Annotated in this window: 16 protein-coding genes; 6 read left to right on the top strand and 10 right to left on the bottom strand. The window is 46.0% G+C overall.

What is annotated here, in order from left to right; genetic code table 11:
• Window position 1 precedes the first annotated feature (1 nt).
• From ACDO57_RS18845 to ACDO57_RS18835, 3 genes are read left to right on the top strand one after another with little or no spacing between them, the layout of a single operon-like run.
• The gene (locus ACDO57_RS18845) at window positions 2-334 is read left to right on the top strand and encodes a hypothetical protein (RefSeq protein ID WP_058587025.1); all 333 of its coding nucleotides are present in this window, start codon (window positions 2-4) and stop codon (window positions 332-334) included.
• Window positions 334-3,687, top strand: a complete 3,354-nt coding sequence (locus ACDO57_RS18840; protein WP_370884426.1) for a hypothetical protein — start codon at window positions 334-336, stop codon at window positions 3,685-3,687. Before ACDO57_RS18845 ends, ACDO57_RS18840 begins: the two co-directional genes overlap by 1 nt.
• Before the next feature lie 30 nt (window positions 3,688-3,717).
• On the top strand, window positions 3,718-4,323 hold the full coding sequence (locus tag ACDO57_RS18835) for a hypothetical protein (RefSeq protein ID WP_370884425.1): 606 nt from the start codon (window positions 3,718-3,720) through the stop codon (window positions 4,321-4,323).
• A gap of 179 nt (window positions 4,324-4,502) precedes the next feature.
• On the opposite strand, the gene ACDO57_RS18830 is transcribed toward ACDO57_RS18835, so the two are convergent.
• Window positions 4,503-4,817 carry a cell wall-binding protein gene (locus ACDO57_RS18830; protein ID WP_370884424.1) on the bottom strand — a complete coding sequence of 105 codons (315 nt, stop codon included), beginning with the start codon at window positions 4,815-4,817 and terminating at the stop codon, window positions 4,503-4,505.
• Between the two features lie 18 nt (window positions 4,818-4,835).
• Window positions 4,836-5,114, bottom strand: a complete 279-nt coding sequence (locus ACDO57_RS18825; RefSeq protein ID WP_370884423.1) for a hypothetical protein — start codon at window positions 5,112-5,114, stop codon at window positions 4,836-4,838.
• Between the two features lie 788 nt (window positions 5,115-5,902).
• Between ACDO57_RS18825 and ACDO57_RS18820 the strand changes: the two genes are divergently transcribed.
• Both ACDO57_RS18820 and ACDO57_RS18815 read left to right on the top strand, forming a co-directional pair.
• On the top strand, window positions 5,903-7,171 hold the full coding sequence (locus ACDO57_RS18820; protein WP_370884422.1) for a hypothetical protein: 1,269 nt from the start codon (window positions 5,903-5,905) through the stop codon (window positions 7,169-7,171).
• A 101-nt stretch (window positions 7,172-7,272) separates the two neighbouring features.
• The gene (locus tag ACDO57_RS18815; protein WP_370884421.1) at window positions 7,273-7,560 is read left to right on the top strand and encodes a hypothetical protein; all 288 of its coding nucleotides are present in this window, start codon (window positions 7,273-7,275) and stop codon (window positions 7,558-7,560) included.
• A 797-nt stretch (window positions 7,561-8,357) separates the two neighbouring features.
• On the opposite strand, the gene ACDO57_RS18810 is transcribed toward ACDO57_RS18815, so the two are convergent.
• Window positions 8,358-8,588, bottom strand: a complete 231-nt coding sequence (locus ACDO57_RS18810) for a SymE family type I addiction module toxin (RefSeq protein ID WP_024909245.1) — start codon at window positions 8,586-8,588, stop codon at window positions 8,358-8,360.
• Between the two features lie 175 nt (window positions 8,589-8,763).
• Here ACDO57_RS18810 and ACDO57_RS18805 point away from each other — a divergent pair, with 175 nt between their 5' ends.
• Window positions 8,764-9,108, top strand: coding sequence for a nitrous oxide-stimulated promoter family protein (locus ACDO57_RS18805; protein ID WP_024909244.1), 345 nt, complete (start codon window positions 8,764-8,766; stop codon window positions 9,106-9,108).
• A 5-nt stretch (window positions 9,109-9,113) separates the two neighbouring features.
• Here the strand turns inward: ACDO57_RS18805 and ACDO57_RS18800 are convergent, their stop codons facing one another.
• The 7 genes from ACDO57_RS18800 to hypD all read right to left on the bottom strand — a co-directional run bounded on the left by ACDO57_RS18800 (window position 9,114) and on the right by hypD (window position 17,558).
• Window positions 9,114-10,334, bottom strand: coding sequence for an MFS transporter (locus ACDO57_RS18800; protein WP_048993022.1), 1,221 nt, complete (start codon window positions 10,332-10,334; stop codon window positions 9,114-9,116).
• A gap of 16 nt (window positions 10,335-10,350) precedes the next feature.
• Entirely contained in the window at window positions 10,351-11,112 is a 762-nt protein-coding gene (locus ACDO57_RS18795) for an ABC transporter ATP-binding protein (RefSeq protein ID WP_048993021.1), read from the bottom strand.
• Entirely contained in the window at window positions 11,112-12,149 is a 1,038-nt protein-coding gene (locus ACDO57_RS18790; protein ID WP_048993019.1) for an iron ABC transporter permease, read from the bottom strand. Before ACDO57_RS18790 ends, ACDO57_RS18795 begins: the two co-directional genes overlap by 1 nt.
• Complete coding sequence (locus ACDO57_RS18785) at window positions 12,149-13,147, bottom strand: ABC transporter substrate-binding protein (protein WP_024909240.1); 999 nt, start codon at window positions 13,145-13,147, stop codon at window positions 12,149-12,151. The genes ACDO57_RS18790 and ACDO57_RS18785 overlap by 1 nt, the downstream gene beginning before the upstream one ends.
• Before the next feature lie 152 nt (window positions 13,148-13,299).
• Window positions 13,300-15,372: a formate hydrogenlyase transcriptional activator FlhA gene (gene flhA, locus ACDO57_RS18780; protein ID WP_148769283.1), complete on the bottom strand. Its 2,073-nt coding sequence runs from the start codon at window positions 15,370-15,372 to the stop codon at window positions 13,300-13,302.
• A gap of 57 nt (window positions 15,373-15,429) precedes the next feature.
• Window positions 15,430-16,440, bottom strand: coding sequence for a hydrogenase expression/formation protein HypE (gene hypE, locus ACDO57_RS18775; RefSeq protein ID WP_370884420.1), 1,011 nt, complete (start codon window positions 16,438-16,440; stop codon window positions 15,430-15,432).
• Complete coding sequence (gene hypD, locus ACDO57_RS18770; protein WP_157189652.1) at window positions 16,437-17,558, bottom strand: hydrogenase formation protein HypD; 1,122 nt, start codon at window positions 17,556-17,558, stop codon at window positions 16,437-16,439. The genes hypE and hypD overlap by 4 nt, the downstream gene beginning before the upstream one ends.

Here is a 17,558-nt window from a genome sequence, read left to right as displayed (position 1 = left end):
TATGGGACCTATTACCACAGCAATAGTTTCACGGGCTATCTATGATTTATTGCTGGCTGGAATATCTTTCACAAAAGATAATATTAAAAAGAAACTAACTGAATTTATTACAAGTGATGAAAATGCTGAACTTTTAGCAGAAAAAATAGAAAAATTAAATGTTAATGATGATATGAGTGAAAAAGCTATTGAAAAACATTTAAAAGCCAGCCCGGAAGTGATGAATGTACTTGAAAATATTCCTAACGCATCAATAGTCTCAATAAAACAAACACATTATGGGGCAGGTGATAATGTTGGAAGAGATAAAATCATTAATGGGAAGAATGAGTGATGGAAAGTTTGAATCAAGCACATTATGGAAAAGGAGATAATGTTGCTCGTGATAAAAATTTATTTATTGAGAATTATAACACTTTCATTAATTCAACAGTGCCAGAAGACCTTAGAGAGCCTGTTAAAAAAATATTAAGTGATATATCCAATAGAAAAATAGTGGATGCAAAAACAAAAATTGATTTAATTTTATCTATTAAAAATCAAACAAAAGAAATTAATGATCTTTTTGTACTACTGAGAATAAAGGCTGATTTAGTAGAAGATGCGAATTCTCATGTAGAATTTTCCGTTCTTAATGATATAGTTTTATCATCTAATAATGAAATGATAAAAGATCTATCACTATCTCTATTATTAAGAGTTGAATTTAAAAAGTTTGGTAAAGATAGAATGATGGAGAGGTATAATGCAACAGATGTTAAGGGGCCTTTTAGTAGAGCTTTGTTGCTTGAATTAACTTTAAGTGAAGAAATTTTGCAGGAGATGGCCGCAACAGGGAAGCATGGTTTAACCGAAGAGGAATTGATTGGTCTTATATCAGGTTTGTTCAGAGTCAATAGCTTTGAGACTGCATTAGATATAGCAACATTTTTAGTAGACTATTTCCCAAGTTATAATTCCAGAGTTATACATTTGTTCGCAAGAGGTATGTTAATTAATCAAGACATAGTTGGTGACGATTATTGGCTGTTATCACAAAAAGAAAAAGATCGTATTTCGAGCCTAATAGAAGAAACACTCAAATTATATACCGAGAGTGAAGGGAATGATCTTAGGCTTTTTAATATAATTGTACCCTGTTACTTGTTTACGAAGGAAGGAGATGAAATACTAAGGAATATTCTTATAACAAACATAGAATCGGTCGATAAAATAAACCATGAATTAGCCAATAACTTTCGTGTTTTACACTTTAATGAACATGAGCAAGAAAGTCATCCTGTTAATATTATTCGAAAATGCAATAGTGATAAAAGTTATAAGGAAGAAATCATTAAAGGTATTCTTTCTAATAATGTTATCTCCTTATCAGATTTTATCCTTGCAAGAGAGTTGATAGACGATACCAGTTTGATTGAGTGGATCGATACCGGGGGTTCAATACAAACCGACCAAGGAAGGCTGAGCGAGCTTTTCTCAAAGTTAAAATTAAATTTATATATTGAGCAGAGCGATATAAACAGAAGAGACAGTAAGATAGTAGATGATATTATCGAGGAAATTGTTGATTGTGACAATGACGATTTTAAATCAATAAACTCAGTATTTATATATAATATTTCAGAAGATTTAAGAGAGGTTGAAAGGAACAATCAGTTATGTGAATTAATGGGAAAATACTTCGACAATAAACATAGCTACTGGTGTTCTCCGATTGTTTACCAATATCTTAATGGGTTGTACGAAACAGGTTTGTATCAAGCTTTTTGTTCTCTTTATGATATTGTTGATAACAAAGATAAACCTATGTCAATTCATACAATGGCATTGTCTACCTTCTTATCCCACAATGAAATGGGAAAGGCATTATCGTTAATTGAAGAATATAATACGAGTCAGGATCTTGATTTTATAAGATTAAAGCTCCATGCTTTTGAAAAAATTGGAGATTTTTCAGCGATAGAAAAAGTTGTAAATGATATTGATTATAAAAAATTCAAAGAGCCAACTAAGAGTCTATTAAGATTAAATGATAAAATCATATCGCTGGGATATACAAGATTTGGTCATGATTTAGCTATTAAATTTTTTTTGGATTCTCCAGAAAAAAACTATATGTTTGTATCGCATATTTGTATGCAAATAATGATGTCAAAGAAAAGTAACCAAGAGTTTATTCCTTCTGATGATGTTGAAGGTGTAGTTTGTGGTGTTCATTATAATGATAATGGCAAAGACCTAACAAAAATCATTGTAGCTGGCTCTTCTATTAATAGTAATTATTTTATTAGTAGTGATTCTCCTGTTGCAAAAGTATTGCTAAATAGCAAGTTAGATGAAGTAAATAAAGTGGGGATGAAAAGACTAATTTTAAAAGAAAGAATGCCTCCCTATGTTGCTGTATTACGGTTAGCTCACGAAATTAGAAATGAGTCAAACGATGGAACTGATCTTTTTCAGTCTATTAGTTTACCTTCAGATCCGGAAGAGATGATAAATGTTATAAAAGATTTTTTACCTAAAAAGGAACCAAAGCAAGATTTAAATATAAATGAGAATATTCCAGTAAACTTTAGATTAGATCTAATTTCTAAGAACGAACAAGTTAAAGCATCAATGATCAGCCTTACTGATAAAAATATAAAGATAAAAGATTTTGAAGCAGGAGGCGATGATATCGAAGGTGATATATCAACAGATATTTTTACAATCTGCTATATTTGTATCAACTCTTTTGTTAATTTTTTCATCGAGAAAGATATTAAATTTTTGCTAATAGAAGAAGATGCCAAGGCAATCAAATTGTGGTTAGAAGCAATAGAGGGAGATGAATACAAGACTATCGGATTAAATGAAGATGGAAACATTAATATAAATACATCCGAAAGTATTAAAGCTTATCACGGTGAGTTTATTAAAAATCTTCATGCTATTCAAAAGCAAATAAGAGTACATTATCCTAAGATCGGTAATATCCCTAATGAACTTAATATGTTTCGTAAAATTGTTGGGGATGACTATTTAAAAAATATTTATGCCAGTATTACAAACGGAATACCATATTTCACTGCCGATTTGATGGCAAATATATTCTTTCACAAAGTTTTAAATATGAAGGTTATCGACTTTCATAAATATATCAATGAAGCTGTTAAATATACTTCTTATGGTGAACGCGAAAGGGGAATATTATTACATAGTGCTGGAATGTATCCTTATCCGTTATCAATAGAAGATATATATAATTTGGCATATTCTAAAAATGATGAAACAGGTTACTTTTTAGGAGAGTTAATCAAGCTATATTCTGGTCGATTCAATGATAAGATTGATTTATATGCTCTTATGAGCCAGTTATTTTTTAGGTATTTGCAGAAAACCTATACTAATAACCAAATATTTAACGGAAAACTTAAAGATACAGATTTTTCGTTCATAAACCCTTATGGGGCGAGAATCGACAGGATATTCTATATTTGTTGTTATGCTATAATTAAAATGAAAAATGGCCTGACATGCGAAGAAAACTTAGCAAGATTCTTAGCTTTCATCTTATGTGAATTTACATCGAATGCGAAGTTTTTGAATTTGGTATTTTGGCTTGCTTCTAACTTTGTTTCTGGACATTTTCTTAATATCAAGAAATTAAATGAGTCTTTGGAAGAACTGCTTATAATTGAAGAATAACTTAGATTTTAATGAATGAGTGGAGGAAGTATGCCAACAGTTGACACCCTAAGGGACTTCACAGAAGCTTGGAAATTATTTGGGGAACTGCCGGATGATACAGCATTAAATGTTGAACTTACTGCCCTATATCTTGGAGTAAGTGTTAAGACTCTTGCTCGCTATCGCCAAAATGGAGATGGACCTCCTTACATTCAATATCCAACAGGCAACAGTAAAGCTCGAAATCAACGAGTAAATTATTTGTTACGTGATTTAAAGATTTGGAGGGATGGGCATAAAGTCGTAAGCACGATGCAAGCAGCACAAGTTCGTGGGCTGACTTTTAATTCGCTGATTGATTTTACACTGCCACAACCATTCTGGCATCTTGATAAAGATATAGAATCAGATAACCAAAATAAAATATTGTCACATGCTCTTAGAACACCTGAGGAGCGATTTAAAATTTACCTGGAAGAAGAGCATATAAATATAATTTGGCTCTCAATTGAAGAAGCTTTGCTTTTAGGATGGACAGATTTAAATGAAAGGCAAGTATTCAATGATTTGTTTGTTAATTTTTTAAGTAATTTGATTCAGCTTTCTACTTCCGCGCAAGAAAATCTCATATTGAGTAATATATTAAATAAATGATTTATAAAATAGCTGATAGAAGATATCGGCTATTTTTAATTTGTTGAAAAAATAATTTTTATTGGTTGTATGATGTTTTACATATCTTAGCAGAATCATTAGTTAGATCCTGTAAAAGTATCCGATAATAGAAAGAAGCCCCTTGGCTGGGGCTAACTTATACTCCATGATATCGTTTATTATTGGACCTCTTTCCAGATACCGTCTGATTTCACCAGCTTAACATGTTTAGTTTGTTTCATGTTGCTAATAGAAGCATCTACTATGCAAGTATAAACATTGTTGGCTTCTTCTGAACAGCTAACTTTCTTCACATAATCGATTCTTAAAAGATCCTTTTCTGAGACCCTTGAATCAAAAGCTTTCATACTTGCATTTGATCTATCTACAACACTTTTGAAAACATTATAGATATCGTTTTGACTGGGTTCGCTATTACAAGCGGTAAGAAGAAAAGTAGACAGAATGATTGTAAAAATAGCATATGTTTTCATTTTAAATCCCTTTTGCTCTTAATGTTGGTGTGTGAAAACTGCTCTGTGTGCAAATGTTTTACGAATATACAATCTTGTAGAAATCATTAATACCAACAAAATAACGATAGCTACTAAAAAACTTTGACTTATATAAAGAATGATGTAAGCAATGCCTAATAAAATAAATCCTATGAACAACGATAGCCAAGGTGAAACTTCACCATAATTTATTTTTGAGTGACATCCTGTGCAGATGCGAACACCGAATTCGCTTTCTTTAAAGCAGAACGGGCACTTTATTGTTTCTTTTTTCATATTAACTCCATTTTTCAATAGGTTCCTGTATTGCAACTTGTCAGGGTCTTAACAGGAATTCTCGATGGATGGCTGGTTAAAGTAAAATCACTTGTACCGATCGATGAATACATGTTGATAGATATTGTCTATCATAACTAATTTATCGATCTGTAATAACGATCAAAAGTTTCTTGACTAAATTGGGATTGACGAAATGTAGATTGGCTTTTCTTACAGTAAAGCAGTGCAATAGACTGTTTATAAACAAATATTTATTTCATTATCTATATGGTATGAAGTGGATTTCTTGGAGAAACTTTCGAGGGGGCTTGTGAAGGATGTTTTTACCATTGCTTCTGTGAAGCTCTATAAATCATCATCAGAAATGGAATCAGTGAGATTCCTTATCTGTTTAACCGAATTTTTGAAGGATCTTTCCTACGATTACGTTTATCTTCTTTGGGTCGCAGTGCGAGTTCAGTAAGTTTTCGCTTATGCTTTTACTTGGTGGCCGTAGCAGCAAGATCTTTTTTATAATAAGGCTGTACCTCTTTGGTACGTATATTCTTATAGTGAGCAATTCCTTAGCGACACATAATGTAATGTACTTATAGTGCGAATTCAATTCATGTTGATGAATTATGTTCGACTTTCACATTGTTTTATATACTAAGGTTGAAAAACAAGGAAATCCAAAAAGCGAAATTTGGATGAGTTAGTCCTTAATTAATCTAAGTCATTGGTATAGAAAAGAACTTGTGTTAAAATTTTTTTAGTGCTAAAAATCAAATTGAAGGTAATTTTCGATGAATCTTAATAGAAGTAGTGAACAATACAATTTAATTACGACTCTGCAATATGTTGGAGCCTCTGCAAATCGGTCGGAAGCCTTGGAACGATATACAGAGAATAGAGAGTTTTTAAAGGAATGGCGCTTTATTTATGCTGATTATGCAGAAGAGGGACCTTTTAAACTAAGAAGACAGTTATTTGAAGATAAATGTTTTGTTTCTACTGTTTTTCGGGGTAATTCGCTTTGGGTGATTGATGATGAAGTAGTTTCTAATCCTGGTACTTTGGCATTTAAAATTGGCATGGGAACATATTTAGATTCAAATGCTGCAAGTTACATTCGCTCTATTGCATATGAAGATACCCCTACGGATGATGTTATTAAAGGGTGTCATATTATGGCGGAAAATTTTGATAATGAAGAAATGAAGAGTTTTAATCCTTATTTATATTTATTTGAAGCCAGTCATAATAAATCTGAAAAAAGCATTGAAAAAATTAGAGAAACGATTAGTGCTATTTTCTCTATTAAAATGATGAATAAACCTTTGAGTCTTTCATGGGGTAAAGAATTTAGAACTCAATATGAATTGAGTGCTAAGAAAGAGGCAGATGTTTTTTTGGCTCAATTCTTCAAAGAAGTTGAGCTTGGGCATATTTCGTATATGGAATCGCTAACCGACTTAATGGAACTGATCCTTATTAAAGCAAAACTAATTGAGTATGGTTCTAATCGTTCGCCGGAGAACAAGTTTGAGGAGTTATTAAATATTGCAGACAGTGAACTTTCGATCTTTATGTTCCGGGAGTTGATTGTTTGTGCAGATATTTTATTTCGAAGTAATAAAACTCAGATTACTCGAAAATTACATAGCTTGCAAAATAGAAAAAGACCATTAGATGAGATTAGAAATTGTGCCAGAGATCTTGGTATGGTAAGAATGATGGACTTACTTACTAATTCTATTGTAGATGGAAATGAAACTGCCTTTTATGTAGCCAATATTGTTACATTTGATAAAGATTTAATGGATATTATTAAGATTACAGAAGTTAATGCTATTGCATTACATAGAAAGTCTCATGAAGTTCATATTGTTTTCAATGCTGAAATTCAGGCTTGGTTATCTGAAAAGTTAGGAGATAAAAGATTGCAGAGATTATCATCATTAACAACATTTAATTCTTTTGATACAAGATATAAGAATAGAGGTCATTATCATATTAAGCAACAACTCATTTCTGATCGAGAGCGATTGGTTAATTTATTGAATAACAAATAACTTTGTTATTTGTATATGATAATAAAATTATTTATAGTTGATTCATTGACTTTAGAAAAAGGAGTGATATTTATTGGTTATATAATGTGGTGAGGTGTAAAATGAATTCTAAAAAGATAGGAAAAGAGAGTAATGCTAATGAGGAAAATAGCAATTTATTTACTTCTGATATATCTATTATGATAAAAGGAAAAGAATACTCTGAATTATTGTTGTTGATTGTTCTTGCTATATATTCAATCATATGTATTTGGGGCGTGTTTTTTCTGGATCAAGATAAATATCCCACTATCTATAACATACTATTGGGTAGTGGGTGTTTTATCTTGCTTTGTTGGCCTGTGATTGTTGCATTAATAATTGTTATACGACTAAGGTTAAAAAAATAAACTAACTGCTTTGTTCGGGTTTTGTCAGGTTTTTGTATAATTCATAGAATGAAATTAAGGCTTTAAGAATAGAACATATAGCAATTAGCAAATAGAAAAACATGAGTGATTCATCTGTATTTGAAATCGTTTCAGTAATATTTGTAGCTTTGTTCAATAAGCTATAAATTGGGTTAAACATTGCTATGGGAGCAAAGGAGAATAAAATGGAATCGTTCAAGGACTTCATCACCTTACTTCTTCCCAAGAATAAAGTGAATCCACATAAGACACCAAAACATGGAATGAAAAAAATTATATAAACATGTGCGGGTATTAAATTTGAAACACCCACTAAAAATGAAAGTATGAACGATATACCATAGAAAAATAAAATCGTCTTTGCACATCTTGTTGAAGTCTTGTTAGTCATACTAATCACTACTTCTATGCTATTTTAATCCCTGCAAATAGTGTATCTATTGAGTGATTGTAAGTAAACAACCAATGTGAGGTTTCTTTACTCCCAAGAGAGTTAGTGACCTTTTTTTACCAAACCGCACCAACATACCGAAAAAGTATCCCATCAGTAAGCTAGAACCTACTTAACAATATTTTTGTTCCTCTATTTCAACAGATTAGCATTAAAAAAAAGTACTGCTGCATCATCGGCGTATGTGCGTCGAAATTGTCGATTGTGCTCATGGAGTTATGATGTCCATTTCTTTGAATATAAACCGTTTTGATCGGCTCAGTGGCCGTTTGTTCCTTCTATTGTCGCATGAAAAAAAGGTCCGGCGCAGAAAAATGTCGTGGCTTTACGAGCCGTCTTCCGACATTAATTCAATGATAATTTTTCCATGCTCCACGCCCACTCTGACTCTGGAATGGGTCGTAAACCCCGCCTTTTCAAGCCAGTCACCTTTTAAGCTCAGCGCTGCATGTACGCTGTAACGCTTTGGTATCTTGGTATTGCGGTCTTCATGGCGCTTTCTAAAATATCCCACTTTTAAATGGCGATAGGGTTTGCCGATCGCGAGCTCTTGCATAGGGTCTCCAGACAACACGGACAAAGGTCATTTCTGATGCCTGTATAAAATACCAGTAATTATCGGTCGGTGCAGGGTGAAAACTGGAATCAGGCTTCAGGAAACGAAATGCAACCGCTGAAATACAGTGCTTAAAAGTGTATTATTAATGCACTTTATTATTCGGTAGGCCGTTATGTCCGGTAAACGCATCTCACGAGAAAAAGAGACCATCGCGAAAATGATCGCGTTGTATGAAAAGCAGTGTCCGCAGGCATCTCAGGAGGAAGGGCATTATCAGGCGCTCAACGCGTATGCCGATAAGCGCCTGGATAAGTGCGTTTTCGGTGAGGACAAGCCTGCCTGCAAGCAGTGTCCGGTACACTGCTACCAGCCTGCCAGACGTGAAGAGATGAAGCAGGTTATGCGCTGGGCAGGTCCGCGTATGTTATGGCGTCATCCTATCCTGACCGTTCGTCATCTGATTGATGATCGTCGTCCCGTACCGGAACTGCCGGAGAAGTACCGTCCGAAAAAGTGATCGGTTCAGCGTCTCAGCGGGCGGCAAATCACGTTCAGGGCCAGCGCGCTGCAGAGTGGGAAAAGGGCCAGCAGCAGCCAGGGATACATTGCCTGCGTTGAGGGCACCAGCGCGCGATCCAGCAGGCTGCCAAACAACAGATTTCCTGCCAGTACCGCAATGCCTCCTGCGGTGGCGAGAGCGCCGTAGTGCGCGCCAAGCGTGGACTCCTCCGCAAACCGAGGGATCAGATCTTTAGCCGATGGCACCAGCAGCATCTGTCCCAGCGTCAACAGCGTCACAAAGCAGACTGAGGGCAGTAAGCGCAGCCAGCCTTCCGGCGGCGTCATCGGGGCAAATATCGCCACGCTCGCAAAGGCGGAGGAGAGCAGCAAAAAACCTACCGGCAGGAGCCTCACCGCGCCCACGCGCCGGGCGAAACGCGCCAGCGGCAGCTGTAATGCAACGATCAGCAACGAGGCCAGCATAAAAAGCGGGCCGAGATCTTTCTCGTTACCGCCAGAGCGTTGGATCTCCACCGGCAGCGCCAGATAGAGCTGGTTATAGCTTAACAGCCACGAGCTGTAGGCAATGATAAAGGCGACAAAGCGCGGCTGGCGGAACGTCGTCCACCAGGGAACGAGCTTCAGCGTCCGGGGGGCGTGGCGTGACGCGGGCAGGCAAAAGTAGAGAACCACCAGCGCAACGATAAAGACCCCTGCGCCCGCCAGCGCCACCTGGCGAAAGCCCAGGCCGGTGAGCAGGGCGCCGGCAACCGGGCCCAGTACCGCACCGAGTTCCCCGCAGACCGCAAATAGCGCGAACCACTCCGCCCGGCTTCGTTTACCTTTCGCCTCGCTGTGCGTGCCCGCTTTCGCCAGCAATGCCTCAATAGACGGAGAAAACAGCGCGCCGCCCACGCCTGTCAGACACGCGCCCAGAATAATCGGCCACAGCGAGCCTCCGAACGCCAGCAGCAGATAGCCCGCAACGCGAATCATGCACCCGCTCAGGATAACGACTTTCGCGCCAAACCTGTCCGAGAGCGCACCACCGACGATAAACATCCCCTGCTGAGAGAACGTGCGCAGGCCGAGGATCAGCCCGATCAGCCCGCCGGAGAGCAGCATATCGTCGCGCAGGAATATCGCCAGGAAGGGGACAACGGCGTAAAAGCCAATGTTAAAAACAAACTGGCTACCCAGTAAGACGGGCGGCCAGAGCGTGGTGGCAGGGCGAAGGGGCATCGTTGTTCACTCGCCCCTAAACGATAAAGTGGATGTGCTTTTTGCCATGGAACGGCGAGATCTCGATTTTGGTTTTGACCCGGAAGACATCCCAGAGCAGCGACTCGGATAAGATATCCTGCGGTGTCCCCGTCGCCACAATTTGCCCTTTCTGCATCACAATCAGCGAGTCGCAGAACATCGAGGCGTGGTTGAGATCGTGGATAGCGACGATGCTGGTGACCGGTAATTCGCTGATCAACTGCATCAGATGCATCTGATGATGGATGTCCAGGTGGTTGGTCGGTTCATCCAGCAGGATTTCCGTCGGAGTCTGGGCCAGCGCGCGGGCAATGTGGACGCGCTGGCGCTCGCCGCCGGAGAGGCTCAGCCAGCCCTGGTCACTTTTATCCAGCATATCCACGCGCTGCAGAGCGGCGGTGACGGTCTCGTCATCGTGGTTGCTCCAGTTGGAAAAGGCGGAGTGGTGTGGAATACGCCCAAGTTTCACCACGTCGCGCACGCGCATATTGGCGTCCGTCATGCCGTGCTGCTCCACGAAGGCGACCCGGCGGGCAAGCTGTTTTTTGGCGATGCGGGAGATGTCCTGCCCGTCCAGGGTAACGCAGCCAGCATCCGGGCGACGCAACCCCGCGAGGATCCGTAAAAGAGACGATTTCCCGCAGCCGTTAGGGCCAAGCAGTCCTACCGTTTCGCCCCGTGACACCTTCAGCGAGACGTCATTAACGATGACCTTTTTGCCGACCTTCCAGGTAATATTTTCCGCGCAGATGCTCATCACTTATTCCTTGAACGGTAGATAATCACGGCAAAGAAGGGGACGCCCACCAGCGCGGTGACCACCCCGACGGGCAGGCTTTGCGGCGCAATCAGCATGCGCGAGGCAATGTCTGCCAGCACCATCAGGATCGCCCCTGCCAGCGCGCTGGCAATCAGCAGCGTGCGGTGCAGCGGCCCGAACAGGAAGCGCATCACGTGCGGCACCACCAGCCCAACAAAGCCGATTGACCCCGCCATGCTGACGATGGTCGCGGTAATCAGCGCGGTAGTGGTAAAGAGCGTCAGGCGCACCCACGGGACGGCAATACCTAAAGAGGCGGCGGCGTCATCACCGAACGTGAAGGCATCCAGCGCCCGGGAATAGTAGAGGCAAACGGCTAATCCAATCAGTACCACGACCAGCGCCAGCTGGAATTCAGGCCAGCGTACGCCGCTGAAGCTGCCCAGCAGCCAGAACATCACGTCGCGCGCCTGCTGGGCGCTGGCGGAGGTGCTGATGGTGTAGGCGGTAATGGCGTTGAAAAGCTGCGAGGCGGCGACCCCTGCCAGAATGGTCCGTTCATTCCCGCCGCGCGCGCCGTTCGTCAGAAACGCGACAAACGCAAACGCGGCGAACGCCCCGGCAAAGGCACCGGCAGAGAGGGAGACCGCACCGGTGCCGATCCCCAATACGACGACAGAAACCGCCCCGGTCGACGCGCCCGCGGACACGCCGAGCACGTAGGGTTCCGCCAGCGCGTTCTTCAGCAGGCTCTGCAATACGGCTCCGCAGATGGCCAGCCCCGCGCCGCAGCAGGCCGCCACCAGCGCGCGGCTCAGGCGAAAGTCCCAGATGACGCTCTCATAGATGCGAGTGAGCGGAACCTCGGTAAGCCCCATTTTATTGCTGATGGCGTAAAACACGTTATCCAGCGGGATGGACAGCTCGCCGACGCTGACGCTCAGGGCGATCACCAGAAATAACAGTACCAGGGCGAGCAAAGCCGAGGTCGTCAGAACCAGGCTCTGCCGGGCCTGAAGAACGGCGGATGTCATCAGTTCAGCCCCAGCTTTCTGAGCTGTTCGCCGACCTGCTCAGCCCCGTAAATCGTGCGGATCGTCGGATTCATCGCCTGGCCGTCCATCACCACGATGTGGCCTTTTTTTACCGCGTCCAGCTGGCTGACCGCCGGATCGCTCTTCAGGAATTTGATTTTCTCTTGTGCGTTATCCAGCGCCCAGCGGTTGCGGTCCAGGCTGGAGACCACAATCACATCCGGATTGGCGGCAATAATGCTCTCCCAACCCACGGTCGGCCATTCGGTCTCGGAGGTGATGGCGTTATGCCCGCCCAGCACGTCAGCGATGAACCCTGAGGCGCTGTTTTTACCGCCGACGTAGGCGTCCGCAGAAGGGGATGAGCTGGAGAACCAGAAGACAAACGACAGGTCTTTTTTGTTCTTGCCGAATTCCTTACGCAGGTCGGCCTCGCGCTTTTTGAAATCGGCAATCACGGCCTGGCCGCGATCTTCAACGTTGAAAATTTTAGCGAAATCCTCAATCTCTTTATAGAGATAGGTCATATCCCACAGCTTCTGGCGGCTGCCGTACATATCGCCGGCGGCCTTTTTGGTCGCGCACATGCCCGGTGATAAATAGCTGTTCACGCCGACAGTGGCCAGATCTTCACGCTTTGCGACCTTACTCTCCGGCCCAAGCAGCAGAGGAAGCTGGGCAGGAACAAAATCAGGGTTTTGCGAAAGGATGGATTCCAGCGTCGGGATTTCTACCGTCAGCGTTTTGATTTTTGCGTTCTGTTCCGCCAACTGCGGCAGCACTTTGGTCGGCCAGAAGGCGCTGGCCTTCACCTTATCTTCCAGCCCCAGCAGGAGCAAAATTTCGACGGTATTCTGGCCCAGGGCCACGACGCGTTCCGGCGCTTTGGTGAATGTTTCTTTATAGCCACAGTTTTCAATGGTCAGAGGATATGTGGTTGCCAGAGCAGAACTGACCGACGCAACCGCCAGGCCTAACGCGCAGATGACCTTCTTCATGAAACGCTACCCTTGATTAATATTATTATTGATGCAAATGAAACTCATTATTAAGGCGGAATTTTATACAGAGGAAACGATTTTGTGTCAATGAGGGACAATTGCGCGGGGTAACGAAAGGCGGTGCCAGAAAACACCGCCAGAATAGGGGCTTAAGCCAGGCTCTCTTTCTCAATCCCGAGTCGCTTCATGCGCGACAGCAGGGTGGTGCGTTTTAACCCCAGGCGCTGGGCGGCACCTTTCGGCCCGGCGACTACGCCGTTGGTCTCTTTCAGCACGCGCATAATGAGCTGATATTCATCTTCTCCCTCTTTCGCTGTCTCGGCGGCGGGCAGGGTCACGTCAGGCGGCGTCACTTCAGGCAGGGAGAGCTGCAGCACATTCCCCCGCGTCAGCAGCACCGCACGTTCGATGACGTTTTCCAGCTCGCGCACGTTGCCGGGCCACTCCATCGATGAAAGGGTACGCAACGTCTCGGCAGGAATGCTGTCGATATTTCGCCCCATCCTGCGCGCGATCTTGGCGGTAAACGCTTTGACCAGCAGGGGGATATCTTCCGGGCGCTCGCGCAGCGGCGGCAGGAAGATCGGGAACACGTTCAGGCGATAGTAAAGGTCGCTGCGAAACTCGCGGTCGGCGACCATTTTTTTCAGATCGCGGTTGGTGGCGGCAATCAGCCGCACGTCGGTCTGGATAAGCTTGTTGCTTCCCAGGCGCTCAAACTCCTGCTCCTGCAATACGCGCAGCAGTTTCGGCTGTAGCTCCAGCGGCATATCGCCCACTTCGTCGAGAAACAGCGAGCTTTTGTCCGCCAGCTCAAAACGGCCCAGCCGCTGACTGCTTGCCCCGGTGAATGCACCGCGCTCGTGGCCGAACAGATCGCTTTCCAGCAGCCCTGCGGGCATCGCGGCGCAGTTCATCTTCACCATCCGACGGCTGTTGCGGTTGCTCAGGTTGTGGATGGCGCGGGCAATCAGCTCTTTACCCGTACCGGTTTCACCCAGGATCAGCACCGTGCTGTCGCTTTGCGCCACCATCTCGACCTGCTTGAGCACGCTGTACATGGCGTCGCTGCGCCCGATGATTTCACCAAACTCGCTGTCCACGTTGTTGAGCTGTTCGGTCAGGGCCAGGTTCTCATCCACCAGACGCTCTTTCAGACGATGAATTTCCTGATAGGCGAGGGCGTTATCCAGGGCGATGGAAATACGTTCGGCGATCTGACGCAGCAGCTTCAGGTTGGCGGTGGTGAACACGCCCTCCTCACACTGCGCCAGCTTAAGCACGCCCAGCATGGTGTTGCCGGACATCAGCGGCAGCAGGCACAGGGTCTGAATTTTGTTGCCCCAGGTGTTAAACAGCATCCGCTCGTACGGCGCTGCCGGGTCCTGCTCGTTCAGGTTGAGCAGGAGGATCTCTTTGCTTTTGAAGACTCGTTCAGAAAGGGTCCCCGCTTCATCCACTTCGCTCTGCTCGTGTGCCGGGTTGGCTTCATCAAGATAATGCGTGGAGTAGATGTTCAGCTTGCCCTTGCGATGGCCGCGAAGCGCAATGCTGATGGCGTCGATTTTGAAATAGTGATGGATCTCTTTCGAGACTTCGCTCACCAGTTCATCCATGTCGAGCCGTGACAGCACGGCGTTAGTGATGGCGACCAGAATGCGGAAGTTGTCGCGTTCGCGGCTCAGCATGTCGTAATCCACATTATTGGTCACGCGGCTTTGGATCTGCTCAGCGACGACGGCCACAATCTGGGTAAAGGTGTGCAGGCGTTCGTATTCCGCCTCGCTCCAGGGCTGGTCGGTGGTGCGGATAAACTCGCAGCCGCCAAAAATCTGACCCTCTGCCGCCAGCGGCAACATGCAGTAATGCCCGAAAGGCTGATAAAGGTTGCTCTGTGCCAGCCGCGGCCACGCCTGGCGGAACTCCTCAAAGTTGCAGTGCAGCACTTCAGGTCGGGAGAGAATGCGGCGCACCGGGCCATGCGCGAGATACGTTTCGTCTTCGTATTCAAACGTTTTGCCATTGTCACGCGTTGAGTAGTAGCTCGCGCGGTGCGTTCCGCTATGCCACAGTACAATCGCGGTGCTGTCGGCCAGCGCCGACTGCCTGACCAGCCGGGTCAGGGCATCGCTCAGCGCGCCGAGATCGGGCTGCTGTAAAAGTGTGCGCGTGATGTCAAACAGGCCCTGCTGTCCAAGATCGCTCATCGGTGTATACGGCATAGTGCTTTCCAGTAGAAACGAGCAAAAAAATCCATGCTGACCGCTTTTGGCGCGGTTCTAGCAAATACGGGGTAAAGGTTCCGCGTGCGGCAGATCCAGCGTGCGCTTCACGCCATAAAGCCCGGTCAGGCGCACCCCTTTGCGCTCAACCACTTCACCAATCATTGCCGCCTCTTTTCCTGACGGATGAGCCCGCAGCTGTTCAAGAACGGCTTCCGCTGCCGCGCGTTCAACGCCAATCACCAGTTTGCCTTCGTTTGCGAAGTTAAGCGGGTCCAGCCCCAGCAGTTCGCAGAGCCCACGAACGGCGGGCTTAACGGGCAGGCTGCGCTCGGTGAGTTCAATCCCATACCCGCAGCTTGCTGCAAATTCGTGGACCACGGCATTCACGCCGCCTCGCGTGGCGTCCCGCAGGGCTTTGACGCCGGGTACGGCACGCAGCGTCTGAATCAGCGGAGTGAGCACCGCGCAGTCGCTGCGCAGTTCCCCGTCCAGCCCCAGGCTTTCGCGCAGGTTCAGGATGGTCGCCCCGTGACAGCCCAGCGTTCCGGTCACGATCAGCACGTCGCCCACGCTAAGCTGCTGCGCGCCCCAGTGAATATCGGCGGGGATCGCCCCCATGCCGGCGGTGTTGATAAACAGCTTGTCGGCCGCACCGCGCTGCACCACTTTGGTATCGCCGGTGACGATAGCTATCCCCGCCTCGCGCGCGGTCTGCGCCATGCTGTTGACCACTGCCGTGAGCGTCTCCATCGGCAGGCCCTCCTCGAGGATAAACCCGCAGGAGAGGTAGCGCGGAACGGCGCCGCTGACGGCAACATCGTTGGCCGTGCCGCAGACAGCGAGCTTGCCGATATCACCACCCGGGAAGAACAGCGGGTCAATGACGTAGCTGTCGGTGGAGAAGGCCAGCCTGTCGCCCTGGGCGGTGAGGGGGGCGAGGTCGATGCGCGCCTGGTCTTCCTGTTCGGCGAGCCAGGGGTTGTTAAAGGCCGACATAAATAGCCGGTTAATCAGCTGCTGCATCGCCTGTCCGCCGCTACCGTGCGCCATTTCAACCGTATTCATGCTTCACTCTCCTGGTTGCGATACTGATACCACGCGGCACACGCGCCTTCGGAGGAGACCATCAGCGCGCCAAACGCCGTTTGCGGGTTGCAGGTATTGCCAAATAACGGGCACTGATGCGGTTTGCATTTGCCGGTGAGCACCTCGCCGCAGCGGGCCCGGGGATCGTCGCAAACCTGCTGCGGCTGCGGGCGGAAATGCGCTTCGGCGTCGAATGTGCGATAGGCTGACGTCAGGCGCACGCCGGATTCGGCAATCAGCCCCAGACCACGCCATTCGCTGTCGCCCTCAACGCTAAACACGTCGGCTATCGCCTGCTGTGCCCGTTCATTTCCCGCATCCGGCACCACGCGCCGGTACTGGTTTTCCACTGCACTCAGGGCCGCTATTTTCTGCTCAACCAGCATGGTGACACCTTGCAGTAGATCAAGTGGTTCGAAACCAGCGACCACTAACGGACGATTGTACTGTTCAGCGATAAAACCGTAGGCGTCTGTGCCAATCACCATGCTGACATGCCCCGGTGCCAGAAAGGCGTCAATGCCGTTTCCCGGCTCTTCCAGCAGGCTGCGCAGGGTGGGGATAAGCGTAATGTGCTGGCAGAAGAAGAAAAAGTTATCGACGCCGCGCGCTTTCGCCTGCTGCAGCGTGATGGCGGTGGCGGGCATGGTGGTTTCAAACCCCAGGCCGAAAAACACCACCTTGCGCGCGGGATTATTCTCTGCCAGCGTCAGGGCATCCATCGGCGAATAGACGATCCGCACGTCCGCACCACGCGCTTTTGCCTGCAGCAGCGAGCCGTTTTTCCCCGGCACGCGCATCGCGTCGCCAAAGGTGCAGAAAATGACGTCGGGCTGGCTGGCAATTTCAATACAGCTGTCGATGCGCCCCATCGGCAGAACGCAGACCGGGCAGCCGGGGCCGTGGATAAACTCAATGTTCTCCGGCAGCAGCTGGTCGAGGCCAAATTTGAAGATGGCGTGCGTGTGCCCGCCGCACACCTCCATGATCCGCAGCGGCCTTTCTTTCGTGTAGTCCAGCCGCGCTGCGCGCGTTTTCAGGTGGCTGATAAGCTGCAGCACCTGCTCCGGCGCGCGGTATTCATCAACGTAACGCAT

Source organism: Enterobacter cloacae complex sp. 2015409, from assembly GCF_041365315.1.
Lineage (GTDB): Bacteria > Pseudomonadota > Gammaproteobacteria > Enterobacterales > Enterobacteriaceae > Enterobacter > Enterobacter pseudoroggenkampii.
Note: the sequence above shows the minus strand (reverse complement) of the source record. Positions and strands in the feature narration are given on the sequence as shown.

What these genes read in the sequence shown, in the direction of transcription:
- ACDO57_RS18845 (WP_058587025.1), top strand. Translation starts at nt 2, where the DNA reads ATGGGACCTATTACCACAGCAATAGTTTCACGGGCTATCTATGATTTA.
- ACDO57_RS18840 (WP_370884426.1), top strand. Translation starts at nt 334, where the DNA reads ATGGAAAGTTTGAATCAAGCACATTATGGAAAAGGAGATAATGTTGCT.
- ACDO57_RS18835 (WP_370884425.1), top strand. Translation starts at nt 3,718, where the DNA reads ATGCCAACAGTTGACACCCTAAGGGACTTCACAGAAGCTTGGAAATTA.
- ACDO57_RS18830 (WP_370884424.1), bottom strand. Translation starts at nt 4,817, where the DNA reads ATGAAAACATATGCTATTTTTACAATCATTCTGTCTACTTTTCTTCTT.
- ACDO57_RS18825 (WP_370884423.1), bottom strand. Translation starts at nt 5,114, where the DNA reads ATGAAAAAAGAAACAATAAAGTGCCCGTTCTGCTTTAAAGAAAGCGAA.
- ACDO57_RS18820 (WP_370884422.1), top strand. Translation starts at nt 5,903, where the DNA reads ATGAATCTTAATAGAAGTAGTGAACAATACAATTTAATTACGACTCTG.
- ACDO57_RS18815 (WP_370884421.1), top strand. Translation starts at nt 7,273, where the DNA reads ATGAATTCTAAAAAGATAGGAAAAGAGAGTAATGCTAATGAGGAAAAT.
- ACDO57_RS18810 (WP_024909245.1), bottom strand. Translation starts at nt 8,588, where the DNA reads ATGCAAGAGCTCGCGATCGGCAAACCCTATCGCCATTTAAAAGTGGGA.
- ACDO57_RS18805 (WP_024909244.1), top strand. Translation starts at nt 8,764, where the DNA reads ATGTCCGGTAAACGCATCTCACGAGAAAAAGAGACCATCGCGAAAATG.
- ACDO57_RS18800 (WP_048993022.1), bottom strand. Translation starts at nt 10,334, where the DNA reads ATGCCCCTTCGCCCTGCCACCACGCTCTGGCCGCCCGTCTTACTGGGT.
- ACDO57_RS18795 (WP_048993021.1), bottom strand. Translation starts at nt 11,112, where the DNA reads ATGAGCATCTGCGCGGAAAATATTACCTGGAAGGTCGGCAAAAAGGTC.
- ACDO57_RS18790 (WP_048993019.1), bottom strand. Translation starts at nt 12,149, where the DNA reads ATGACATCCGCCGTTCTTCAGGCCCGGCAGAGCCTGGTTCTGACGACC.
- ACDO57_RS18785 (WP_024909240.1), bottom strand. Translation starts at nt 13,147, where the DNA reads ATGAAGAAGGTCATCTGCGCGTTAGGCCTGGCGGTTGCGTCGGTCAGT.
- flhA (WP_148769283.1), bottom strand. Translation starts at nt 15,372, where the DNA reads ATGCCGTATACACCGATGAGCGATCTTGGACAGCAGGGCCTGTTTGAC.
- hypE (WP_370884420.1), bottom strand. Translation starts at nt 16,440, where the DNA reads ATGAATACGGTTGAAATGGCGCACGGTAGCGGCGGACAGGCGATGCAG.
- hypD (WP_157189652.1), bottom strand. Translation starts at nt 17,558, where the DNA reads ATGCGTTACGTTGATGAATACCGCGCGCCGGAGCAGGTGCTGCAGCTT.